Raw genomic sequence first — 21,949 nt, 5'->3', positions numbered from 1 at the left:
GAGTACCTGTCAGACTGAAGCCATGGAACATTTTCCGGCATCCGCTTCGTCTTCACGGCCTCCGCAGCGCACCGGTCCGCGCGACCCGGGCGATGCCTGGGTCGAGGGCGACCGCGGCCGCTACTGGGGCAGGTTCGGCGCAGCAGGTGTCCTGGCGTACGACCCCGCCAAGGGTGTCCTCCTCCAGCACCGAGCGGTGTGGAGCCACAACGGCGGAACCTGGGGGCTGCCCGGCGGGGCGCTGCACGAGGGCGAGGAAGCCGTTGCCGGTGCGCTCCGCGAGGCCTACGAGGAGGCAGCGGTCCCTTCGGAGAGCGTGGAGGTGCTCTTCACCTCGGTGCTGGACCACGGCTACTGGTCCTACACCACCGTGGTGGTGCGGGTGCGGGAATCGTTCGACCCCGTGATCAGCGATCCGGAAAGCATCGCCTTGCTGTGGATTCCGGTATCAGAGGTGGACGCCCTGGACCTCCACCCCGGGTTCGCGGCATCCTGGCCCGGGCTGCTGGACCGGCTGGACGGGCGGGCCTAGTACCCCTGGCCGTATTCCGCCGTCACCAGGATGGGCAGGTGGTCGGAGTTGCCGCGCGGAAGTGTTTCCACGCTTGCGATGTCCAGGCCCAGCGAGGTGGCGAAGTCGAAGTGGCCCTTGAATACCTTGTAGCGGGTGTAGGTGCGGCGGTTGCTGAGGGAGAGGGCGTACCCGGAGTTCTTCATGTGCATGTCCAGGTTCTTGGTGAAGAACGGGTAGTTGAAATCCCCTACCATCAGCGTCATCAAACCCCTGCCCATGCTCAGCAGTTCGGCGTGCGCTGCGTGGATCTGCTTGCGCCGCAGCGAGTTGGAGGCGGTGAGCGGCGCAGCGTGGAACGAGCCGATGACCAGTTCGTGCTGGGTCTCGTTGTCCATGACGCGGGTGCCGATGAGGCGCTCGTGGGCGGGCGCCAGTACGCGGTCGTGCATGGATTTCTTCAACGCAAAGGACTGCGTGTCCAGGGCGGTGAACCGGCTGGTGCGGTAATAGATGGCCAGGCCCAGCCGGTTGCCCTTGGTGACATCGGCCAGGTGCAACGGGCCCAGCGTCTCGGGCAGGTCGCTGGCATCCACCTCCTGGAGGCAGAGCGCATCGATGTCGTGATTCCGTGCCAGGGCGAGAAGCTCGCCACTCGCCTTGTGCTTGCGGAGGTTGTAGCTGATGACGCGCATGAAATACCTCTTTTGAGGTTGCTGACAGGACCAGTTCCTGAGTCTAGTCCGATGCCTGCACGGACACCCCAACATTTCGCCCGCTGCCCGGCGTGCCGTGCCGGTGCGGGATAGAGTTAGGGCCAATTCACCGAAATTCCTGAAAGGGTCAGCGTTGACTGCAGATCTGCCCGAACTCGCCGAAGGCAACTTTTACTACCAGGCCCTCGGTGGCGGCCGGTTCCGGTCGACCATTCACGCCCAGGGCGCCTGGAACGCCCATGAACAGCACATGGCTCCCGCATCCGGACTGATGGCCGGGGCCCTGGAGCGGCACGAGCCGCGCGCAGACTTGCGGATGGCCCGGATCAGCTACGAGATCCTGGGGCTGATTCCAGGCGGCGAATTCCAGATAGAGACCACCACCCTGCGGCCCGGGAAGACCATAGAACTGGTCCAGGCCGAGCTCGTGGCAGGCGGCCGCACGGCGATCCGTGCCACCGCGTGGCGGATGGTCACCAGTGACACCAGTGGCGTGGCCGCCGTCGAGGACCCGACCATCCCGGGCCCCGACGAATGCAAACCGTACGACGGCTCGGCCGTATGGCCCGGCGGCTTTATCCGTTCGCTGGAGATGCGGGTGGCTGAAGGCCACAGGCCGGGGGCCGGCAAGGTATGGCTGCGCACGGAGCACCCCTTGACGGACCAGGCCGACAGCGGAGACACCGCCCGGCTCATGGGCTTGGTGGACACCGCAAACGGCATCGCCGCCCGCGTCCCGCCCGGCAAGGACAGCTACGCCTTCCCCAACCTTGACCTCCAGATCCACATGTACCGCCGGCCCGAGGGTGAGTGGCTGGGGCTGGACAACGCCGTGTCGTTCGGCCGTGACGGCATCGGACTCACCTCAACTGTCCTGCACGACCGCCAAGGGCCCTTTGGCCGGGCCGAGCAGATCCTGACGCTGCGCAGGACCTGACCAAGCCCGTGCCCCCTTAACACGTGGAGAAGAGCCGTCAGGGCACGTCCGTGGAGGCAGGCGGCAGGCAACGTACCGGATGTATCGTTGTATATCGTTGGCGTTTCACAGAGGAGATCACCATGCGTGGTTCATTCCCGGCACGCGGATTCGGCGGCAACAACATCGACGGCATGTGGCAGGCCGTTGAGGAGCTCCGCTCACGGTTTGAAAAACAGGGGAGCACCCGTGCAGGCAAGGGTGAAGTGCGTGCGGCAGTGCTGGCACTGCTTGCCGAGCGTCCCATGCATGGCTACCAGATTATCCGGGAGATTGAAGACCGCAGCGGCGGCGCCTGGAAACCCAGCGCGGGTTCGGTCTATCCCACCCTGCAGCTCCTGGCCGACGAAGGTTCCATCAGGGCCGAGGAATCCAATGGCCGCAAGATCTACTCCCTGACCGAAGCGGGCCGGGAAGAGGCCGCTGCCCATCACGGTCCCGCGCCATGGGATGCCGCGGCCGCCGGCTCGGGCTCCCTCCCGAGGGCCGCCGTCGAGCTCGCCCAGGCTACAGCCCAGGTGGGGCGCACGGGTTCGCCTGAGCAGGTGCAGGAGGCGGTTGCGGTGCTTGATGAGGCACGCCGCCGAATGTACGCGATCCTCGCGCGGAACTGACGCGGGTGGCGCCAAGCTTCCGGCGCCGTGGCGGTCCCCTGCCCGGTGCCGGCGATGGCGCTGCCGCAAACAGCAGCGCCGGTGACAGCCCGGATGACGACGTCCGGGCCGGGAGCGCCCGTGCCCGTTACCGCCGCATCCTGCGCTTCGCCGCCCGGAACCTGTTGGTCATCTGGTGGTTTGAGCTGTTCCTCCCGAGAATCGGGCTGGGCTGGCTGGCCGAGCGGACCCGCTCGCGCCGGATGCAGCAGTTCGCGCGGCGTTTCCATGACCTCGCGGTGGAACTTGGCGGCCTGATGATCAAGGTGGGCCAGTTCCTGTCTTCCAGGCTCGACGTCCTTCCCCCCGAGATCACCAAGGAGCTCGAAGGGCTGCAGGACGAGGTGCCGCCCGTGCCCTTTCCTCAGATCCGGCGCCTGGCCGAGAAGGAACTCGGCGCGCCCCTTCGAGAGGTCTTTGCCGCCCTGGAGGAGGTTCCGATCGCGGCAGCGTCTCTCGGTCAGGCGCACCTGGCCCGCCTCAATCCCCTGGACGGTGCGGACACCGGGCTGGACAGGGTGGTGGTGAAGGTGCAGCGGCCTGGCATTGGTGCCATCGTCGACGTCGACCTCGCCGCCCTGCGCAGGGTGGGCGGATGGCTCAAACGGTTCCGGGTGGTCTCCGAGCGTGCCGACGTGCCCGCCCTCGTGGAGGAATTCGCGCAGACAAGCTTCGAGGAGATCGACTACCTGCACGAGGCAGCCAACTGTGAGCGGTTCGCGGATGACTTTGCCGGGGACGCCAAGGTGGCCGTGCCCGGCGTCGTCTGGGAGCGGTGCACCCGCCGCGTCCTCACCCTCGAAGACGTGACAGCCGTCAAGATCACCGATACGGCCGGGCTCCGGGCGATCGGAATCGACCCCGCCGAGGTGGCCCCCGTCTTCGCGGCCGTCATGTTCGACCAGCTGTTCACCAACGGCTTCTTCCACGCCGACCCGCATCCCGGGAACATCTTCGTCACCCCCGTTCCGGCCGCCGGCGATGCGCGCCCGTGGAAACTGACATTCATCGACTTCGGCATGATGGGCGAAGTTCCCGCCTCGACACGCAAAGGCCTCCGGAAACTGCTGATCGCGGCCGCCGCTCGCGATGGCAAGGGGCTCGTGGCCGCCATCCGGGAGGTAGGCGTCCTGGTGCCCACTGCGGACACCGTGGAGCTCGAGCGCGCCATGACGCACCTCTTTGCCCGCTTCGGCGGAATGGGTTTCGCCGAGCTGCGCGAAGTGGACCCGCGCGAATTCCGCGACTTCGCTGTGGAGTTCGGTGATGTGGTCCGTTCACTGCCCTTCCAGCTGCCGGAGAACTTCCTGCTGATCATCCGCGCCATGTCCCTGACCTCAGGGGTGTGCAGTTCGCTGGACGAGCGGTTCAACCTGTGGGATTCCGTGGAGCCGTATGCTGCGCAGCTGCTGCGGGACGAACGCGGCAACTTCGTCCAGGATGCTGCCCGGCAGGCAGTGGACGCCGCCGGGTTAGCCCTCGGCCTGCCCAGGCGGCTGGACGCCCTGGCTTCCCGGATCGAAGAGGGATCGCTGCCCCTGGCGGTCCCGCGGCTGGAGCGGCAGGTGGCCCGGCTGGACCGCGTGGCCAGGCGTTCGTCGTCGGCCATGGTCTTCGGCGCCCTCCTGGTCTCAGGCGCCGTGCTCCGGGGCGCGGATCCCGCCCTGGGCAACGTGCTGATGATCGCGTCTGCGCTCCCGCTGCTCCACGGACTGTGGGTGGGCCGCCGCCACTGACCTCCGCGGGATTCCCTGCCTTGTCAATGACGGGCAGCGGCACGGCGTAACCTAGGGGAGGCCGTCCGCCAGGATCGCCATTGACCGCAGGACACAGGGAGCAAGGCAGGATGCACGACGCCGGAACGGGACTGGCATCATGAACGGGCGGCGCACGTTGACCGTGGTGCGGCAGGACGTCTCCCTCGGCGCGGGCCGCGACCTCGAATTCGGCCTGGAACTGCTGGCCCGGGCTAAGAACGGGGAGATCGGCCCCACCCTGCGGCTGTACCGCCCGGCCCCCACCGTTGCCTTCGGCCAGCGGGACACCCGGCTGCCCGGGTACGAGGCTGCAGCCCAGGCCTGCCGCGATGACGGCTTCGAACCGCTGGTCCGCCGGGCCGGGGGACGCGCCGCGGCGTACCACCAGGGAACGTTGGTGGTGGACCACATCGAGCCGGACGAGGACGCCATTGCAGGATCCAAGGCGCGGTTCGGCTACTTCGGCGAACTCTTCGCCCAGGCCCTGCGCGAAGTGGGGGTGCAGGCGGACGTGGGGGAAATCCCGGGGGAGTACTGCCCTGGGGAGTTCAGCGTCCACGGCACCGACCCTGCCGACAGCTCCCGCCGCGTGAAACTTGTGGGCACGGCACAGCGTGTCGTCTCCGGTGGCTGGCTCTTCAGCTCCGTGATCGTGGTGGAGGACTCCGCACCAATCCGCAAAGTCCTCACGGACAGTTATGCCGCCCTCGGGCTGGACTGGGACCCCGCCACCGCCGGCGCCGCCAACGACCTCGTGCCGGGCCTTGGCGTGGATGACGTGGAGCAGGCCCTCCTTAAGACCTATGCGGGCCATGCCACCCTGGAAACTGCTCCGTTCAGCAGCCTGGGGGCATGACCCGCATCGGAAGGTACCGCAGGGCGCCTAGGCGGCCAGCCGGTTCTTGACCTCGGCCGCCGACGGGTTAGTGGCCGCCGTGCCGTCCGGGAAGAGGACCGTGGGGACGGTGCGGTTGCCTCCGTTGAGCTGCTCCACGAGTTCGGCGGTACCGTCCACCTCTTCGATGTTGATCTCGGTGTAGCCGATGCCCTGGGCGTCAAGCTGCTTCTTCAGCCGGTTGCAGTAGCCGCACCAAGTGGTCGAGAACATGGTGATGGTGCCGGATTCGGGAGTGAAGTCCACAGGGCTCTCCTAGCGTCGATTGAAAGGTTTCCTTACCGTCAACGGTAGCGTGCACAAGGGTATTCCCCGTCCTTTGCGGCGCGGTCCGCAGCCTGCATGACAGTATGTGGCGCCGGTGGCATGCTGGTGCCATGTGTGGACGCTACGTGATGGCGCGGGCCGTAGGGGATCTCCTGGCCGAATTCGACGCCGAACTGGAAGACGAGGTAAGCATTCCGCCCTCCTGGAATGTGGCCCCCACCGATGCCGTTCCCATCGTCCTTGAGCGGGTCAGGGACGACCAGGAAGTCCGGCAACTGCACGTTGCGCGCTGGGGACTGGTTCCGTCCTGGGCCAAGGATCCCGGAATCGGTTCCAAGATGATCAACGCCCGCAGCGAGACCGTGCTGGAAAAGCCCGCCTTCCGCAAGGCTGCACAGTCCCGTCGCTGCGCCGTCCCGGCTTATCCGGTACTCCCAGGTCCCCGTCTTTTACGTCTTCAACAGTCAGAATTTGCCCTCTGGAAAGTGTTGAAGTCGGCATTACCCGGTACCCGTCTTTGACGCTGCGGCCATCTTTCGTGTCGTTGCGTGGCGGGCGAGCCGGCCGGGTGGACTATGGGGTTGGCAAAGGAGCCGCGCGATGAGGGTGCAAAGAATACGGTTGGAGGGCGAGGAGCCCACTTGGACTGTTCTGGGTGCTGATCTACTGCCAGCCAAGGAGATCGAGTCGTACCTTGAGTTTTTGCGGCAGACCGACGCCTCGCCGAACACAGTCAAGGCTTACGCGCGCGGGTTGGCGTTGTGGTGGGAGTTCCTCGAGCTTCGTGGCCGGAGCTGGGACGTTTTCGGTGTTGAGGATTTCACGGGGTTCCTCGGCTGGATGCGGTCGGGGCTCCCGCCGGGAGTATCGTCTTTGTCCGCCGTACCGGAGCGGGTCGCTGATGCAACGGCGGCCCAGAGACTGCAGGCGGTCCGCTCGTTCTATGTGTTTCAGCAGTGGCGCGGCCTCGAGGGAATTCCCGCGCTGTTCCTGGGGCGGGAATCGAACTCGCCGTACTTGCCGTTCCTGGCTCACATCCGACGCGGATCACGTGCGGCGTCGGTGTCAGTGAAGGTCCACCGGCGACGGCGGGCGGCACCAACTTTGACGGCCGCGCAGATCGACTCCATCAAACAAGCCTGCGCGCACTGGGACCCCGGCACGAGGTCCTGGTCAGGATCGATCAGGGACCGGCTGTTCTTCGCTTTGCTTGAGGAGACAGGCCTGCGGCTTGGCGAAGCGCTTTCATTGCAGCACCGGGACTGGCACTCGGGCGGCGGCGAGAATCCGTACATCGAGGTGATCCCGCGCCCCCATCCGCACGGGGCGCGGGTGAAGGGCGGAAATTACCGCAAGCTCTACATCTCTGACGAACTGGACCGCCTCTACGCCGATTACGTCTGGCACCTCTGCGAGGCAGGCCTGGACCTGGCAGTCGGGGACATCGACGGCTCATACGTCTTCGTAAACGTCGCCGGCGGAAAACGCTTCGCACCAATTCGCCCGGAAACGATTTACAAGCTGATCGCCCGGATAAAGCGGGTGCTTGGCGACCTCGTGCCAGCGCATTGGTCCCCGCACTGGTTCCGTCACACCCATGCCACGGCCCTGCTTCTCTCTGGCCGACCAGTTCATGTGGTCAGTCGACGACTCGGTCACGCAGACGTCCAGACAACCCTGAACACCTACGCCTGGGTGACCGAGGACGAAGAATTACGGGCACTGGCCGATTGGTCCGCCGTGACAAAACAATGGAGGGACGGGCATGCGGACATCTGACGCAGACATGGTCGGGATCCTGCATGCCAGCGGAGCACCTGGCTTCACTGCGGCACGGAACGAGGAACTGCTCAGCGCGGTCCCCGAGGGCCTTCGTCTGCTGCACTACACGCGGGACTCGATCCCGGCCGAGCATCTAAGCTCATTCGGTTTTTATCACGACAAGATCGGCAACATTCACCTCGACAACCTGCCCACCACGATGAAGAACGAGCTGATGTTCGCGATCTGGCGCATTGTCGAGCTCGGCGGGCGAGTACCCTGCGCGCCGTTGGGATTACTCGCGCGGGAGCTCGCCGCGACGTCGAAACGGCTGCAGCGGGCCGGCCAGCCGTTCGAGAGCCTGATGAACTACACGCCGGCCGTATGGCGCACTGAATTGGCTACGACCTGGGTCCGGCGCACGAAGCAGCTGCCTAATCCGAACACGCTGCGCACATTCCTGTCACCGCTGGACCGGGTCAGCAAGCTTCTCTGGTTCGCCTACGACACAAGGCCGTGGTGGCAACGAGAGATCTGGGACCTGACCCTGGACCAGCGAATCCCCCGGCGGCCCCAGGAGATGCTCTCGCAGGTCGCGGTCCACTGGCACCGCCTCCAACCCACGTGGTTCCGTCAGGGCGCGATGTTCTACGTCAAGACACAACTCGAGGCCGGCCAGCTGACCTGGGCAAGCGTGCACGGCCGGCACAACGCGCTCCTTCCCTTCGGAGAATTTGCTGCAGCCCGAAATCTCCCGGGTCCGCGACTCACGCCGGACCCCGCCCGGCTGCGCCCGTTGATGCTGGAGTTCCTGAGCGAAACCCGTCAGACGAAAACACGCCACGGAAAGAACACCGGCAAACCGCGCTCGATCGGGAGCGTCGCCCAGATTACCGCGGCAGTCCGGGGCCTCTACGCATTCATGAACGATTTCGGACCCGAGGCTGCGGCCGCGGTCGGTGATGAGCGGTGGACCGGTATTGGTCCTGAGTATCTGAGGTTCTGGCGGCCAGGAGACATTCCGCGCGTTCACAAGAACCGCTACGACGAACGGCACCTGTTTACCGACACAGTCATGTCGGCGCTGGCCGCACACGCCCATCTGCTCGGCGTCCCTCGCCCGCTCGGTGGATTAGGGGACGAGCAGGGGATGCGGATTCTGTTGCTGATGATGGCTACCGGGCGTCGGATCAATGAGATCTGCATGCTGGACCTGGATCCGATCATCCCGGTTGAAGGCCCCACCCCTGAGGGCGGGAACATCGCAAAGCTGCGCTACCAGCAGACGAAGATCCTGGACGCGCCGGACACGATCTTCGTCGACCAGGAAGTCACCGCCATCATTGCAGAGCAGCGCCGCTGGCTCACCGAAAACTTCGAAGCCGGGGTGACACCGAAGTACTTGTTTGTGAAGGCTCAGGGCAATTTGCGCGGCCAGCACCCTTACAAGGACGGGCGGTTTCGACAACAACTGCGTCATCTCGTTGCCCTCGCCGGGTTGACTGAAGCCGATGGGACACCGCTGGACCTGGGCAAAACGCACCGGTTCCGGCACACGAAAGCGACAAGCCTGATCAACGCAGGCGTGCCCCTGCACGTCGTCCAGCGCTACATGGGCCACCTAAGCCCCGAAATGACGATGCACTACGCGCAGACCCTCGACGCGACAGCGAAAGCCGAGTTCCTCCGCTACCGCAAGATCACAACCTCGGGCTCCGCATCAGCGATCGAAGGCGAGGACCTCTATGAGCTGATGGCGCTGGACTCACGCACCGACCGCGTGCTGCCAAACGGCTGGTGCACACTGCCCCCGGCCAAGAGCTGCGACAAAGGCAACGCCTGCCTCACCTGCAACCTGTTCGTCACCGACGAACGATTCCTTGGCGTCCACGAAGGCGAGGCAGTCGCTCTCGACCAGCTCATTGACAACCGGCAGGCTGCGCACCAGCAACGCACAGGACAACCGATGAGCGAAAACCACGTATGGCTCACCCTCCGCCGCCGCGAGCAGCGCGCACTCAAGACCATCGTTGAAACCCTCACTGCACAAACGGATAATGCTCACGAGCCAATCCGCGGCGCAGGAGAGCAAACCAGAATCAACGCTGACCGACACGATCCGCAGGAGTCGCAATGAGCCGCGGCAACCCGGAACTACTCGCCCAGGCCGCGTCACGAAAACGCCAAGCAGCACGGGATCGCGCTGACACCGGCATACGCGCACTACTGAAAGCCGGCACACCCATCACCTTTGAGGCGGTCGCGGCCGCGGGCCACGTTTCCAAGGACTTTCTCTACCGCACGTCTGATCTGCGTAACCGCATCCAAGACCTTCGCAGCCGCACTGCCGGCATGCGGGCGGCAGTGCCGCCCAGCGAGCCCGCCGCGGCAACCTCCACAAGCAGCATCGTCCGCACACTCACCATCGCCCTCCGAGACGAACGGGCCCGGCATCGGGCGGAGATCTCCGAACTCAAGGCCGCTCTGGAAGCCGCCCATGGCGAACTGCTGCGGCTGCGGCGCCACCCCAGTTTGCCCAATGCCGAGTAGCCAACGGATCCCCGTTCCATCAATGATCGGACGACGTCTGCTGCGAGGGGACAGAATCGACGGCCTGGCAGCGGGCATAATGGCCCTATGTGTGGCAGATACGTCATGAGCAGAGCTGTCGGTGATCTTCTGGCGGCATTCGACGTCGAGGAATCATACGTCGATGAGCTCCAGCCTTCCTACAACGTGGCCCCAACAGACACTGTCCCCCTGATTCTGGACCGGAGCTCGGGGGACGGCGCACCCGTGACCAGAAAGTTGGTCACCGCCCGCTGGGGCCTTGTTCCGTCCTGGGCCAAGGACCCCAAAGGCGGTGCGAGACTCATCAACGCCAGAATGGAAACCATTACCGAGAAACCCTCCTTCAGGAAAGCCGCATCGGCAAGACGGGGATTGCTCGCAGGCGACGGTTACTTTGAGTGGGAAAAGACCCCTGAGGGCGGGAAGATCCCAACCTACCTCTACGGGCCGGACAACCAGATTCTTGCCTTCGCCGCCCTCTTTGAGAACTGGCCCGATCCTTCGCTGCCCAACGACCACCCGAACAAGTGGCTGCGCACTGCCACGGTCATCACCACTAATGCCTCTGATGCCCTCGGCCACATCCACGACCGCACCCCGCTGATCGTGCCTCCGGAGATGTATTCGGACTGGCTCGACCCGGACACAACCTCCGAGGCAGACGTCCGGGCCCTACTGGACTCCATGCCCGAACCGCACCTGGTCCCACGTGTGGTCAGCAGCCGGGTCAACAACGTCCGGAATGACGGGCCGGAACTGATAGAACCGGCTGTCGCAGACAGCTGAGCGCCCCTGCAGCACCTTGCTGCGACGGCCCCTGTTTCGTGCCGGTTAGGGTTACTCCTGAAAGGTCTATCTGCAACGGCCCGAGGCCCCAGCTAGGCCCATATAGCGACTTATCAGGGCTAGAGGTTCAGTATTCCGGCAATCAGACTTATTACACCTCCGATAGCCACCAACACGGCAGCCGCCACCGAGGCCTTGTACTGGAACGCATATGTCTTAAATCTCCCCGCCCCACGGAGTGATTTCCACGACCGCTCAGCGGTGCGAGCCATGACCCTACGCAACAGGAATAATCCTCCTGCACTGGCTAAAAGAAAGATGCCCAGGATTATGAAAAAGGGGCCGGTTACTCCTGGTCCCCAAGTCATGGCTTGCCCACTACAGCGGCAAACCCGATGACAGTTCCAGCTGTCAGCAGCAGGATGCAGAACGCTAGTCCCATTTGCTCCCATCCCTTCACGCGGCTCTCGGGCGCTTCCCCACCTCCGGTGAAATCAGTCATGATCTGAGCCTGCCGACGGGCAATCCCTTTCCGAAAAATGAGCCAAACCATGCCTACGACCGCGAAGACTATCGCTCCTTCCATGCCTCACCCTTTCCCGCTTGAAGGTCCGTCACGGGTCAAGCGTTGGTCCGTGAAGACGCGTCTCTAACAGTTCCGCCCCCCTAGCTTGCCCGGACGATCGACAGACAACTACAGATAAGCGGGGGGATGGCTACTACGAATGGAAACAGGGTCCCGGGAAGGCGAAACAGCCCTATTACGTGCATCCCGGGGAGGGCCACGGCCTGGTCTTCGCCGGCCTGTACGAATGGTGGAAGGACCCGTCCGTGCCCGAAGGCGAGCCTGGCCGCTGGCTGCTCTCGACGTCCATCCTGACGGCGGACACACCGCCGCCCGGGACGGAGTCGACCGTTTTCGGAAAGCTGACGGCGTTGCATGACCGGGTGCCGCTGCCCATGGACAAAGCCACGATGGAGGCCTGGCTGGATCCGCACGCGGAGGACGCCGCCGCTTTGGTGGACCTCGTGCGGGCAGGAGTCAAGGACGCGGCCGCGGACTGGCAGGTGGACTCCGTGGGCAAAGAGGTGGGCAACGTGCGCAACAACGGGCCTGAACTGATCCGCCCGGTGGAGGCCCTGTTCTAGTGCAAGCCCTGTTCTAGCGCAAGCCCTGCTCCAGTGGAGGCCTGCTCCGGCAGCCGCTCCCCATGGCGGGCCGTGCCATCACACGGTGACCGTACCGGCGTCGTCCACTGTCCAGCTGGGGTTGTAGGCCACTTCCCAGCGGAACCCGTCCGGATCGGCAAAGTAGCCGGTATAGCCTCCCCAGGGCTGGGTGACAGGCTCCGCGATGATGGCGGCGCCGGCTTCCGCGGCTTCTTCCATGACCCGGTCCACGTCTGCGGCGCTGGAGAGGTTGTGGCTGAGGGTGATGGGGGGAATCCCATCCGGCGGGGTGACTCCGGCCTCGGCCCGCATCTGGCGCACGTCCCACAGCGACAGCACCAGGCCGTGGTTCACCTGGATGAACAGGACTTCATCGGCAACTTCGCGGTGAACGGGCCAGCCAAGGCCGTCCACATAGAAGGCCCGCGAGCGGGAAACGCTGCGGACGCCGAGGGAGATAAAGTCGACTCTGGGCTCCATGCTTCGATAGTGTCAGATGATGGCGACAATTCAAGGAAACGATAGGGATGCCCGGGCCGACAGGGAACAGCTCGCTGCCGTTCGGATCGCCGTGGACGAGGTTGACGAGCAGATTGTCACCCTCATCGCACGCCGCGAACGGCTGATCCGGATTGCCGGGACCCTCAAAGGCGACGACGCCGAAGTTCGGGCGCCCGGACGTGTGGAGCGGATCATCGAGAATGTCCGGTCCGCAGCGGAGAAAAAGGACATCGACCCGGACATCGTTGAATCGACCTACCGGGCCATGATCTCCGCGTTCATTGAACTTGAAATGCGGATCCACAAAGAAAGCAGCTGAGGCTACAGCGCTTCCTCCACCGGGACTCCATGCTGGAACTCCCGGCCGTCGGCCTCGCTGAAGGCAGACAGCACATGTCCCTTGCCGAGTCCGTTCAGGGCTGACCGCGGGAAACTGCCTGTAATGGTGGAACCGGAATGGGTCACGCCTGACAGGTCGTAGTCTTCCTCGATTCCCTGGTCCCGGTTGAACGAGTAGCAGGCGATCGCCTTCCCGTTCATGAACTCGATGCATAGTCGCCGTTGCGACGAATAGTCCGGTGCAGCTCCCATCAACCCCACCACGTAAGCGCCGGAGCCGGGAATGGTCCCGTCGATGTCAAACGTGGCCACGAGGGTGGAGTCCTGGGTTTTGATGCTTGCCTGCTTCAGGAGTGCTTCATCGGTATCCATGCCATCATCCTGCTCCCTGCCGGACGGTCCGTCCACCCCTGCCTAGGTTTAACCTCCAACCCGGCGTAGACTGGCTTTATTCGAACACATCTTCGAATGGGGTGTTCGAAAAGATTTAGTCCGGGGAGGTGCACATGGGCATGTTCAGCGAGTCCGTGGATGTGGTGTGCTCTTCCACCGGCCAGCCTGAATCCCTCACCTGGGCAGGAATGGACTATGCAGTCTGCGCCGATCCCCTGCGCTGGTATGAACGCCGCCAATGGTGGGTGGAAGACAGCCGGGCGCCCCTGGGCAGTGGTCCAGGAGTAGTTGACCACGAAATCTGGCGGGTCCAGGTGCTGCCTGCTTCCGCCAATACTTCAGCTGAACCCCTCACCCTTGACCTCACCCGCCACATCCGCAGTGGCCGCTGGCGGCTGCTGCGGATCCATGACGGCCTTCGGCCCAGAACTGCCTGAACCAGAACAGCATGAGTTTCACCCATCTTCACGTTTCCACTGCTTTCAGCGCCCACTATGGGGTCTCCTGGCCCGAGGAGTTGGCAGCCGCAGCAGCCGCTGACGGTGCCACGGCGCTGGCCTGCACCGACCGCGACGGACTGTACGGCACCATCAAGCACCTCAAGGCCTGCATGGCCGCGGGCATCGACCCCATTGTGGGGGTGGACCTGGCAGTATTTGACGACGACGGCGATCACCGCACACAGGTAGCTGGCAGGGTGGTGGTGCTGGCCCGCGGACACAACAACGGCGCGGGGTACCGGGCCCTCTGCAGGCTGGTTTCCGACGCCCATGCCAGAACCTCCGGGAAAGCCGGGGGAGCGGTGCCGGCAGCGGTCACCCGCGCCGAACTGGCATCCCGCACCCTTGACCCCCACACCCTCAAGCCGGTGCTGACTGTCCTGCTGGGTCCTGATTCGGACGTCGGCCGTGCCATGGGAGGGCGGCGGTACCTGCGGCCCAGGACCCTGTTCAAGCAATGGCTGGACGCCATGCCACGCGGGACCGTAGTGGCCGAAATCGTCTCCCAGCTCAGCGCTCCAGGGTCACCCTTCAGCACTTCCCACGCTGTCCGCATGCTGCGGCTCGCCGAGGAGCACCATGTACCGGCCATCCTCACCAACGCCGTAAGGTACTGTGCGGCTGACGGCGCCCCCACCGCAGACGTCCTGGACTCGGCAAGGACCTTGAAGTCCCTGCCGGAACTGGCAGGGGAGCCCCTCCTGCAACCAACCGGCCAGGGGTGGCTGAAAACCGCGAACCAGATGATGGACCTGGCCAAGGAAATCATTGCCGCTGCAGGCTATGGTGCCGCGGACCTCAAGCAGCTGATGGCCCAAACCGAGGCGCTCGCCGATCTCTGCCGGATCGATCCCGTTACGGACATGGGGTGGAAGCAGCCGGTGGTGCCCGAGGCTTCAGTGATCGGCATCAGCCAGGACCCGCACATTGAACTGGTCCAGCGCTGTCAAGCAGGAATAGGCAAACGGTTCCCGGGAATCACCGGCGCCGGCGAAACCGCCATGCTGTCCCGGTTGGACCACGAGCTGGGCATCATCCAGAACCTGGGCTTCTCCTCCTACTTCCTTACAGTGGCTGAGGTCTCCCGCATGATCCAGGACATGGGGGTCCGCGCAGCGGCCCGGGGATCCGGAGCCTCCAGCCTGGTGAATTACCTCATCGAGATCAGCCATGTAAACCCCCTGCAGCACGACCTCATCTTCGAACGCTTCCTCTCCAATGACCGGGCAACACTGCCCGATATCGACATCGACGTCGAAAGTGCTGAACGGCACAACGTCTACCACCGGATCTTTGAACGCTTCGGCTCCGAACGGGTCACCCTCATGAGCATGCAGAACGGGTACCGGGCCAGGGGAGCGGTACGCGACGCCGGGCTGGCCCTGGGCATGGACGACGGCGAGGTGGGGGAGATCGCCAAACAGCTGTGGCGCTTCTCCGCGCGGAAGTTCCGTGAAGCACTGCAGGAAAAGCCCGAGCTGCGGGAGTTCGCCGGCCGGGTGGAGCAGCGCGACGCCGAAGGGAACCAGCAACTGGATCTTTTGGTGGACCTGACCGAGCGCCTGGACCGCCTGCCGCGCCATATCTCCATGCATCCCTGCGGCGTGATCCTGGGCGACGCCACCCTGCTGGACCGCACCCCGGTGCAGCCCAGCGGCCTGGGCCTGCCCATGAGCCAGTTCGATAAGCACGACATGGATCCCATGGGCATGCTCAAGCTCGATGTCCTGGGTGTCCGGATGCAAAGCGCCATGGCCTTCGCCGTCCGGGAGATTATCCGGATCCATCCCGGCAAGAAGGAGGTGGTCGAGGCAGGCGGCCACCAGCCCGGCCCTGACGGTTCCGGCCCGGACGGTTCCGGCCCGGACTACATTGCAGCCGACGGGAGGATCGACCTCAACGCCGTCCCCCTCGATGACGAAGCAACCTATGAACTGATCAGGAGCACGAATACCCTCGGATGCTTCCAGATAGAATCCCCGGGGCAACGTGAACTAATCGGCAAGATGGCCCCCAGGGAGTTCAACGACCTCATCATCGACATCTCGCTGTTCCGTCCAGGACCCATGAAGTCGGACATGGTGCGTCCCTTCCTTGAGCACCGGCATGGATTCGCCCCGGAAGTGTATCCCCACCCGGACCTTAAGCCTGTGCTGCAGGAAACCCACGGCGTCACTGTCTTCCATGAACAGATCCTGAAGACCTTTGACATCATGACCGGATGCGGACTGGCGAAAGCCGATGAGTTCCGCAGGGCATTGAGCAACGAAACAGGTGAAGCGCAAGTAGAGGAATTCTTCCGGCGCGAGGCGAAAGCCAAGGGGTACTCTCCCGACGTCGTCGACAAAGTGTGGGGGACCTTGAAGTCCTTCGCCAGTTTCGGCTTCTGCAAAGCCCACGGTGCCGCATTCGCCGTCCCCACCTACCAATCGGCCTGGCTTAAGGCCCACCATCCCGAGGCCTTCCTCGCCGGCCTGTGGGAACACGACCCCGGGATGTACCCCAAGCGGCTGCTGGTCTCGGAAGCCCGGAGGCTGAAGATCCCCATCCTCCCGCTGGATATCAACCTCAGCAAAGCCGAATACCAGGTGGAACGCGTGATGTCCGGTCCGGATACCGGCAAGCTGGGGATCCGGCTCAGCCTCAACGGCATTTATGGGCTGTCCGCCGCAGAGTTGAAGAGGATTGTGGCCGGACAGCCCTACGACTCCCTGGCAGACCTCCGGGAACGCTCCAGGCTGAGCAAGCCCAGCATTCGGCGCCTGGCTCAGCTGGGTGCCTTTGATTCCCTGCACCGAAATGCCGGTGGCCCGGCAAACCGTGCGGACCTCGTGCAGCACTTGCAAAAGCTGCAGTCTTCAAGCAACACCCGGAAAGGCGTAGCAGTCCTGGAGGGCCAGCTGTCCCTGCCCCTGGGCGACGTCGAACTGCGGAACATCAAGCCAGGGCTGCCGGCACCCACCCTGGTGGACAACGTCCGGGCGGAACTGGACCTGATGGCAGTCGATGTCAGCACCCACCTGATGGAGAGCCACCGCCCCCTGCTCGACAGGCTCGGCGTCACCACCGCCGACAAACTTCTCAGCCTGCGCAACGGCACCGAAGTTCTGGTGGCGGGGGTGCGGGTGGCCACTCAGACACCTCCGATGCGCGGAGGAAGGAGGGTTGTGTTCATCAGCATCGACGACGGCACAGGGTGCGTCGACTCCGTCTTCTTCCACGAGGCCCAGGAAAGTGCCGGTCCGCTCCTGTTCGGAACCCGCCTCCTGCTGATCCGGGGAACCACTCGAAGGACCGGCCCGCGCGGCATCAGCCTCAGTGCGAGCATGGCATGGGACCTCAGCAGGACCGACACCCTGCCGTTCCCGGACGCCGTCCCCGCCCCTGACGGCCCGCATCCCCTGGACGGGGTCAGCAGGACTCTGGCCATTACCGGTTTCAACGGCTGAACCTCCCGTGTGCCGCGTTGGTCGGCCTTTGTGTGAACCGATAGCATTGACGGTGGCTGGCTGTGGTCCCCGTATGCCACAAGCTATGAAGCCTCAACTTTGAATAGGAGACACCCGTGTCAGATGCCCAGCAGATCACCCTCGTCGTCGATGGCGAAGAGACCAAGGTGACTACCGGGACAACCGGTGCGGAACTCTTCTTTGAGCGCCGCGACGTCGTCGTAGCCCGAGTCAACGGTGAACTGAAGGACCTGGACCAGGAACTTCCCGAAGGTGCCGAGGTGGAAGGCGTCACCATCGAATCCCCCGACGGCCTGAACGTCCTGCGCCACTCCACCGCCCACGTCATGGCCCAGGCCGTGCAGCAGCTGCGTCCCGACGCCAAGCTCGGCATCGGCCCCTACATCACCGACGGGTTCTACTTCGACTTTGACGTCGCCGAGCCCTTCACCCCCGAGGACCTCAAGACCCTCGAGAAGATGATGCAGAAGATCATCAACCAGAACCAGAAGTTCGTCCGCCGCGTGGTCACCGAGGACGAGGCCCGCGAGGCCATGAAAAACGAGCCCTACAAGCTCGAACTGCTGGGCAAGAAGAACGACGCCGCAGAGGCGGGCGAAGGCGTCAACGTCGAGGTCGGCGCCGGCGACATCACCATCTACGACAACGTGGAGCGCAAGGAAGGGACCACCGTCTGGTGCGACCTCTGCCGCGGCCCGCACCTGCCCAACACCAAGCTCATTTCCAACGCCTTCGCCCTGACCCGCTCGTCGTCGGCCTACTGGCTGGGCAACCAGAAGAACCAGCAGCTGCAGCGCATCTACGGCACCGCGTGGCCCACCAAGGAAGCCCTGAAGGCGTACCAGGAGCGCATCGCCGAGGCCGAGCGCCGCGACCACCGCAAGCTGGGTTCCGAGCTGGACCTTTTCTCCTTCCCTGACGAACTGGGCTCCGGCCTGCCTGTCTTCCACCCCAAGGGCGGCATCATCCGCAAGGAGATGGAGGATTACTCCCGGCAGCGCCACGTGGAGGCCGGCTACGAGTTCGTCTACACCCCGCACATCACCAAGGGGCACCTGTACGAGGTCTCGGGACACCTGGACTGGTACAAGGAGGGCATGTTCCCCGCGATGCACGTGGACGCCGAACTCAACGAGGACGGCACCGTCCGCAAGCCCGGCCAGGACTACTACCTGAAGCCGATGAACTGCCCCATGCATAACCTCATCTTCCGTTCCCGTGGCCGGTCCTACCGCGAACTGCCCCTGCGCCTCTTCGAGTTCGGTTCCGTCTACCGGTACGAGAAGTCCGGCGTGGTGCACGGGCTCACCCGCGTGCGTGGCATGACACAGGACGACGCCCACATCTACTGCACCCGCGAGCAGATGAAGGATGAGCTCACCAAGACCCTCACCTTCGTCCTGGACCTGCTCAAGGACTACGGCCTGAACGACTTCTACCTGGAACTGTCCACCAAGGACCCGGAAAAGTATGTCGGTGAGGACGCGGCCTGGGAGGAAGCCACCAGGACACTGGCCGAGGTGGCCCAGGAATCCGGGCTGGAGCTTGTGCCGGACCCGGGCGGAGCCGCCTTCTACGGACCCAAGATTTCCGTCCAGGCCAAGGATGCGCTCGGCCGCACCTGGCAGATGTCCACCATTCAGCTGGACTTCAACCTGCCTGAGCGCTTCGAGCTGGAGTTCCAGGCCGCGGACGGCTCACGCCAGCGTCCCGTCATGATCCACCGTGCACTCTTCGGGTCCGTGGAGCGCTTCATGGGGGTCCTCACCGAGCACTACGCCGGTGCCTTCCCCGCGTGGCTGGCTCCGGTGCAGGTTGTGGGCGTCCCCGTGGCGGAGGCCTTCAACGAGTACATGTTCGACGTCGTCGACCAGCTGAAGGCGGCCGGCATCCGTGCCGAGGTGGACACCTCCTCGGACCGGTTCCCCAAGAAAATTCGCACCGCCAGCAAGGACAAGATCCCGTTCGTGCTGATTGCCGGCGGTGACGATGCCGAGGCGGGCGCCGTTTCCTTCCGGTTCCGCGACGGCAGCCAGGACAACGGCGTGCCGGTGGCGGAAGCCGTCAAAAGGATCACCGAGGCCGTCCGGAACCGGACCAGCTAGCGGAACGGAAGCAGACAGTGCAGGAGAACACAGGCGCAGGATATCCAGGGGATGCCGGCGTTACCGACGACTTCGCCCTCGCCGGTGTCCCGGACGCCTTCCAGCGCCTGTGGACTCCGCACCGCATGGCCTACATCAAGGGCGGACAGCACCAATTCAAGAACGAAGACGACTGCCCGTTCTGCTTAGGTCCCGCCCGCAGCGATGAGGAAGCGCTCATCGTCTACCGCGGGAAAACCTGCTACGTGGTGCTGAACCTCTTCCCGTACAACCCCGGCCACCTGCTGGTCTGCCCGTACCGGCATGTCCCGGACTATACGGACCTCACCCGGGAGGAAACCGCCGAATTTTCCGACCTTACCCAGACCGCAATGCGCGTCCTGCGGAAAGTGTCGAACCCTGGCGGGTTCAACCTGGGCATGAACCAGGGCGTGGTGGGCGGTGCCGGGATAGCAGGACACCTGCACCAGCACATCGTTCCGCGGTGGGGCGGAGACGGAAACTTCTTTCCCATCATCGCCCAGACCAAGGCCATCACCCAGACCCTTGACGAGGTCCGCCAGCAGGTGGCCGACGCCTGGCCCGGGGAGTCGGATGCTGAATAGGCATGCCCGCGGCTTCTTCACCGCGCTGTTCACCCCACTGGCCCGGTGGCTTCTCCGAATGGGCGTTTCCCCGGATGCGGTCACTATCCTGGGCACCGCCGGCGTGGCGGTGGGCGCCCTCGTGTTCTACCCGCTGGGCCACCTCTTCTGGGGCACCGTCTTCATCACGGCGTTCATTTTCTCCGACGTCCTGGACGGCATCATGGCCAGGATGCAGGACGTCAAAAGCCCATGGGGCAACTTCCTGGACTCCACCCTGGACCGGATCGCGGACGGGGCACTGTTTGCCGGGCTGGCCGTCTGGTTCTTTACCGGCGGGACCAACACCACCATCGCCGTCGCGGCCCTGCTCTGCCTTGTGCTGGGCATGGTGGTTTCATACGCCCGCGCCAAGGCCGAGTCCCTGGGCTTCAGCGCCAACGTAGGTATCGCCGAACGGGCCGAACGCCTGGTATCGGTGCTGGTGGTCACCGGCCTGACCGGGCTGGGATTGCCTCCGGCAGTGCTGCTGGTCACGCTGGTGCTGCTGGCCCTGGCCAGCTTTGTCACCGTGGTGCAGCGCGTGGTTTCCGTACGGCGGCAGTCTCTGCAGGCACCTTCGCCCGCCGATTAAGCATGATTAAGCCGCCCGGGCGCCGGGGGACTAGTATATAAGTGCCCGGTCAAGGGACCCGGCAACCCGTGCGTGCACCTTCGGCAGCTGCCGCCGCATGCCCGGCGAAGATCATCTGTCTACCCATAGGGGTTTTTGTGTCTACACCTGATGTAAGCAACGAGGCCGGTTCGTCCGCGAACAGCGTCACGGGCAGCAGCCGCGTGAAGCGTGGCATGGCTGAGATGCTCAAGGGCGGCGTCATCATGGACGTCGTCAACGTCGAGCAGGCCCGCATCGCCGAAGACGCCGGTGCCGTGGCAGTCATGGCGCTGGAGCGCGTTCCTGCCGACATCCGCGCCCAAGGCGGCGTGTCCCGCATGTCCGATCCCGACATGATCGACCAGATCATCGACGCCGTGTCCATCCCGGTCATGGCCAAGGCCCGCATCGGCCACTTCGTCGAGGCCCAGGTCCTGCAGTCCCTGGGCGTGGACTACATCGACGAGTCCGAGGTCCTGACCCCGGCCGACTACATCAACCACATCGACAAGTGGAACTTCAAGGTCCCCTTCGTCTGCGGTGCCACCAACCTCGGTGAGGCCCTGCGCCGCATCAACGAGGGCGCGGCGATGATCCGTTCCAAGGGCGAGGCCGGCACCGGCGACGTCTCCAACGCCACGGGACACATGCGCCAGATCCGCGCCGAGATCGCCAAGCTCTCCGCGCTGCCCGAGGACGAGCTCTACGTCGCCGCCAAGGAACTGCAGGCCCCGTACGAACTGGTCAAGGAAGTTGCCGCTGCCGGCAAGCTCCCGGTGGTTCTGTTCACCGCCGGCGGCATCGCCACCCCGGCCGATGCTGCCATGATGATGCAGCTCGGCGCCGACGGCGTATTCGTCGGCTCCGGCATCTTCAAGTCCGGCAACCCCGCCCAGCGCGCTGCCGCCGTCGTGAAGGCCACCACCTTCTACGACGACCCCGACGTCATCGCCAAGGCCTCCCGCGGCCTGGGCGAAGCCATGGTGGGTATCAACGTCGACGAGATCCCCCAGCCGCACCGCCTGGCTGAGCGCGGCTGGTAACTCTCTCCATTTTGCCGCCTTATCGGCGTCGGACGGCGCGATCCTCTGCGTGCTATCCCCGCGCTCCTTTAGCAGCTTTCGCGGCTGGCTGGGGCGCGGGGCCCCTTTACGCACGCTGCCGGACCGCGCCGTCCGTCGCTCGGGTTGCCGCCTCCTTTGGTAACTGACGACGCCGGTTCCTCACCTTTCTCTGGTGGGGGACCGGCGTCGTCCGTTTTTAAGTTGTTGGAACCATCGATTGCTCCGTAGATGCCGTTTTCGGGACTCTAAACGACGTTTACGGAGCAATCGATGGG

General features: G+C 64.5%; 21 protein-coding genes and 2 pseudogenes. 18 read left to right on the top strand and 5 right to left on the bottom strand.

All coding sequences use genetic code 11. The features are described from left to right. The first annotated feature begins 22 nt into the window (after window positions 1-22). Entirely contained in the window at window positions 23-532 is a 510-nt protein-coding gene (locus tag AC3IMC_RS02920; RefSeq protein ID WP_490916942.1) for an NUDIX domain-containing protein, read from the top strand. On the opposite strand, the gene AC3IMC_RS02915 is transcribed toward AC3IMC_RS02920, so the two are convergent. Further along, window positions 529-1,206 (bottom strand): endonuclease/exonuclease/phosphatase family protein, encoded by a 678-nt coding sequence (locus AC3IMC_RS02915; RefSeq protein ID WP_454485307.1) that lies wholly within the window; start codon window positions 1,204-1,206, stop codon window positions 529-531. The genes AC3IMC_RS02920 and AC3IMC_RS02915 overlap by 4 nt on opposite strands. 154 nt (window positions 1,207-1,360) lie before the next feature. Between AC3IMC_RS02915 and AC3IMC_RS02910 the strand changes: the two genes are divergently transcribed. The 4 genes from AC3IMC_RS02910 (at window position 1,361) to AC3IMC_RS02895 (ending at window position 5,469) form a co-directional block, all read left to right on the top strand. Next, window positions 1,361-2,164, top strand: a complete 804-nt coding sequence (locus tag AC3IMC_RS02910) for a thioesterase family protein (RefSeq protein WP_490916941.1) — start codon at window positions 1,361-1,363, stop codon at window positions 2,162-2,164. 122 nt (window positions 2,165-2,286) lie between these two features. After that, on the top strand, window positions 2,287-2,817 hold the full coding sequence (locus tag AC3IMC_RS02905; protein ID WP_490916940.1) for a PadR family transcriptional regulator: 531 nt from the start codon (window positions 2,287-2,289) through the stop codon (window positions 2,815-2,817). 242 nt (window positions 2,818-3,059) lie between these two features. Further along, window positions 3,060-4,592 (top strand): ABC1 kinase family protein, encoded by a 1,533-nt coding sequence (locus tag AC3IMC_RS02900; RefSeq protein WP_490917107.1) that lies wholly within the window; start codon window positions 3,060-3,062, stop codon window positions 4,590-4,592. 139 nt (window positions 4,593-4,731) lie between these two features. After that, entirely contained in the window at window positions 4,732-5,469 is a 738-nt protein-coding gene (locus tag AC3IMC_RS02895; RefSeq protein WP_490916939.1) for a lipoate--protein ligase family protein, read from the top strand. Window positions 5,470-5,496: 27 nt separating this feature from the next. Here AC3IMC_RS02895 and AC3IMC_RS02890 read toward each other — a convergent pair whose 3' ends face one another. Beyond that, on the bottom strand, window positions 5,497-5,754 hold the full coding sequence (locus AC3IMC_RS02890) for a mycoredoxin (protein ID WP_490916938.1): 258 nt from the start codon (window positions 5,752-5,754) through the stop codon (window positions 5,497-5,499). 131 nt (window positions 5,755-5,885) lie between these two features. Here AC3IMC_RS02890 and AC3IMC_RS02885 point away from each other — a divergent pair. The 5 genes and pseudogenes from AC3IMC_RS02885 to AC3IMC_RS02865 form a co-directional block, all read left to right on the top strand. Next, a pseudogene (locus AC3IMC_RS02885) lies at window positions 5,886-6,197 on the top strand (SOS response-associated peptidase); the annotation flags it as partial. A gap of 178 nt (window positions 6,198-6,375) precedes the next feature. After that, complete coding sequence (locus AC3IMC_RS02880; RefSeq protein WP_490916937.1) at window positions 6,376-7,554, top strand: tyrosine-type recombinase/integrase; 1,179 nt, start codon at window positions 6,376-6,378, stop codon at window positions 7,552-7,554. After that, a complete protein-coding gene (locus AC3IMC_RS02875; RefSeq protein ID WP_490916936.1) occupies window positions 7,541-9,673 on the top strand; it encodes a tyrosine-type recombinase/integrase in 2,133 nt (710 codons plus the stop codon). The genes AC3IMC_RS02880 and AC3IMC_RS02875 overlap by 14 nt, the downstream gene beginning before the upstream one ends. After that, on the top strand, window positions 9,670-10,086 hold the full coding sequence (locus AC3IMC_RS02870; RefSeq protein WP_490916935.1) for a DUF6262 family protein: 417 nt from the start codon (window positions 9,670-9,672) through the stop codon (window positions 10,084-10,086). Before AC3IMC_RS02875 ends, AC3IMC_RS02870 begins: the two co-directional genes overlap by 4 nt. Window positions 10,087-10,173: 87 nt before the next feature. Then, on the top strand, window positions 10,174-10,893 hold the full coding sequence (locus AC3IMC_RS02865) for an SOS response-associated peptidase (RefSeq protein WP_490916934.1): 720 nt from the start codon (window positions 10,174-10,176) through the stop codon (window positions 10,891-10,893). Between the two features lie 364 nt (window positions 10,894-11,257). Here the strand turns inward: AC3IMC_RS02865 and AC3IMC_RS02860 are convergent, their stop codons facing one another. Continuing rightward, window positions 11,258-11,395, bottom strand: coding sequence for a hypothetical protein (locus tag AC3IMC_RS02860; RefSeq protein WP_490916933.1), 138 nt, complete (start codon window positions 11,393-11,395; stop codon window positions 11,258-11,260). A gap of 206 nt (window positions 11,396-11,601) precedes the next feature. Between AC3IMC_RS02860 and AC3IMC_RS02855 the strand changes: the two are divergent. Then, window positions 11,602-12,042 (top strand): annotated as a pseudogene (locus AC3IMC_RS02855) (SOS response-associated peptidase); the annotation flags it as partial. 78 nt (window positions 12,043-12,120) lie between these two features. Here the strand turns inward: AC3IMC_RS02855 and AC3IMC_RS02850 are convergent. Further along, window positions 12,121-12,543 carry a VOC family protein gene (locus AC3IMC_RS02850; RefSeq protein ID WP_490916932.1) on the bottom strand — a complete coding sequence of 141 codons (423 nt, stop codon included), beginning with the start codon at window positions 12,541-12,543 and terminating at the stop codon, window positions 12,121-12,123. Window positions 12,544-12,559: 16 nt separating this feature from the next. Between AC3IMC_RS02850 and AC3IMC_RS02845 the strand changes: the two genes are divergently transcribed. Beyond that, window positions 12,560-12,883, top strand: coding sequence for a chorismate mutase (locus tag AC3IMC_RS02845; RefSeq protein ID WP_221385938.1), 324 nt, complete (start codon window positions 12,560-12,562; stop codon window positions 12,881-12,883). A 2-nt stretch (window positions 12,884-12,885) separates the two neighbouring features. Here the strand turns inward: AC3IMC_RS02845 and AC3IMC_RS02840 are convergent, their stop codons facing one another. Further along, complete coding sequence (locus AC3IMC_RS02840) at window positions 12,886-13,275, bottom strand: hypothetical protein (RefSeq protein ID WP_221385939.1); 390 nt, start codon at window positions 13,273-13,275, stop codon at window positions 12,886-12,888. Between the two features lie 134 nt (window positions 13,276-13,409). Between AC3IMC_RS02840 and AC3IMC_RS02835 the strand changes: the two genes are divergently transcribed. From AC3IMC_RS02835 to pdxS, 6 genes are all read left to right on the top strand, one after another. Next, window positions 13,410-13,733, top strand: coding sequence for a DUF6504 family protein (locus AC3IMC_RS02835; RefSeq protein WP_490916931.1), 324 nt, complete (start codon window positions 13,410-13,412; stop codon window positions 13,731-13,733). Between the two features lie 11 nt (window positions 13,734-13,744). Further along, the gene (locus tag AC3IMC_RS02830) at window positions 13,745-17,245 is read left to right on the top strand and encodes a DNA polymerase III subunit alpha (protein WP_490916930.1); all 3,501 of its coding nucleotides are present in this window, start codon (window positions 13,745-13,747) and stop codon (window positions 17,243-17,245) included. Between the two features lie 116 nt (window positions 17,246-17,361). Continuing rightward, entirely contained in the window at window positions 17,362-19,371 is a 2,010-nt protein-coding gene (thrS, locus tag AC3IMC_RS02825) for a threonine--tRNA ligase (RefSeq protein ID WP_490916929.1), read from the top strand. 17 nt (window positions 19,372-19,388) lie between these two features. Beyond that, window positions 19,389-19,976 (top strand): HIT family protein, encoded by a 588-nt coding sequence (locus AC3IMC_RS02820; RefSeq protein ID WP_490916928.1) that lies wholly within the window; start codon window positions 19,389-19,391, stop codon window positions 19,974-19,976. Next, the gene (gene pgsA, locus AC3IMC_RS02815) at window positions 19,966-20,589 is read left to right on the top strand and encodes a phosphatidylinositol phosphate synthase (RefSeq protein ID WP_490916927.1); all 624 of its coding nucleotides are present in this window, start codon (window positions 19,966-19,968) and stop codon (window positions 20,587-20,589) included. Before AC3IMC_RS02820 ends, pgsA begins: the two co-directional genes overlap by 11 nt. Before the next feature lie 137 nt (window positions 20,590-20,726). Further along, entirely contained in the window at window positions 20,727-21,653 is a 927-nt protein-coding gene (gene pdxS, locus AC3IMC_RS02810; RefSeq protein ID WP_454485287.1) for a pyridoxal 5'-phosphate synthase lyase subunit PdxS, read from the top strand. Window positions 21,654-21,949 lie beyond the last annotated feature (296 nt).

This window comes from Arthrobacter sp. E70 (assembly GCF_058266945.1).
Note: the sequence above shows the minus strand (reverse complement) of the source record. Positions and strands in the feature narration are given on the sequence as shown.

Coding starts and splice junctions, on each gene's coding strand:
- AC3IMC_RS02880 (WP_490916937.1), top strand. CDS start 6,376: ATGAGGGTGCAAAGAATACGGTTGGAGGGCGAGGAGCCCACTTGGACT.
- AC3IMC_RS02920 (WP_490916942.1), top strand. CDS start 23: ATGGAACATTTTCCGGCATCCGCTTCGTCTTCACGGCCTCCGCAGCGC.
- AC3IMC_RS02915 (WP_454485307.1), bottom strand. CDS start 1,206: ATGCGCGTCATCAGCTACAACCTCCGCAAGCACAAGGCGAGTGGCGAG.
- AC3IMC_RS02905 (WP_490916940.1), top strand. CDS start 2,287: ATGCGTGGTTCATTCCCGGCACGCGGATTCGGCGGCAACAACATCGAC.
- AC3IMC_RS02865 (WP_490916934.1), top strand. CDS start 10,174: ATGTGTGGCAGATACGTCATGAGCAGAGCTGTCGGTGATCTTCTGGCG.
- AC3IMC_RS02875 (WP_490916936.1), top strand. CDS start 7,541: ATGCGGACATCTGACGCAGACATGGTCGGGATCCTGCATGCCAGCGGA.
- AC3IMC_RS02895 (WP_490916939.1), top strand. CDS start 4,732: ATGAACGGGCGGCGCACGTTGACCGTGGTGCGGCAGGACGTCTCCCTC.
- AC3IMC_RS02860 (WP_490916933.1), bottom strand. CDS start 11,395: ATGACTGATTTCACCGGAGGTGGGGAAGCGCCCGAGAGCCGCGTGAAG.
- AC3IMC_RS02900 (WP_490917107.1), top strand. CDS start 3,060: ATGCAGCAGTTCGCGCGGCGTTTCCATGACCTCGCGGTGGAACTTGGC.
- AC3IMC_RS02835 (WP_490916931.1), top strand. CDS start 13,410: ATGGGCATGTTCAGCGAGTCCGTGGATGTGGTGTGCTCTTCCACCGGC.
- pgsA (WP_490916927.1), top strand. CDS start 19,966: ATGCTGAATAGGCATGCCCGCGGCTTCTTCACCGCGCTGTTCACCCCA.
- AC3IMC_RS02830 (WP_490916930.1), top strand. CDS start 13,745: ATGAGTTTCACCCATCTTCACGTTTCCACTGCTTTCAGCGCCCACTAT.
- AC3IMC_RS02850 (WP_490916932.1), bottom strand. CDS start 12,543: ATGGAGCCCAGAGTCGACTTTATCTCCCTCGGCGTCCGCAGCGTTTCC.
- AC3IMC_RS02840 (WP_221385939.1), bottom strand. CDS start 13,275: ATGGATACCGATGAAGCACTCCTGAAGCAGGCAAGCATCAAAACCCAG.
- AC3IMC_RS02845 (WP_221385938.1), top strand. CDS start 12,560: ATGATGGCGACAATTCAAGGAAACGATAGGGATGCCCGGGCCGACAGG.
- AC3IMC_RS02870 (WP_490916935.1), top strand. CDS start 9,670: ATGAGCCGCGGCAACCCGGAACTACTCGCCCAGGCCGCGTCACGAAAA.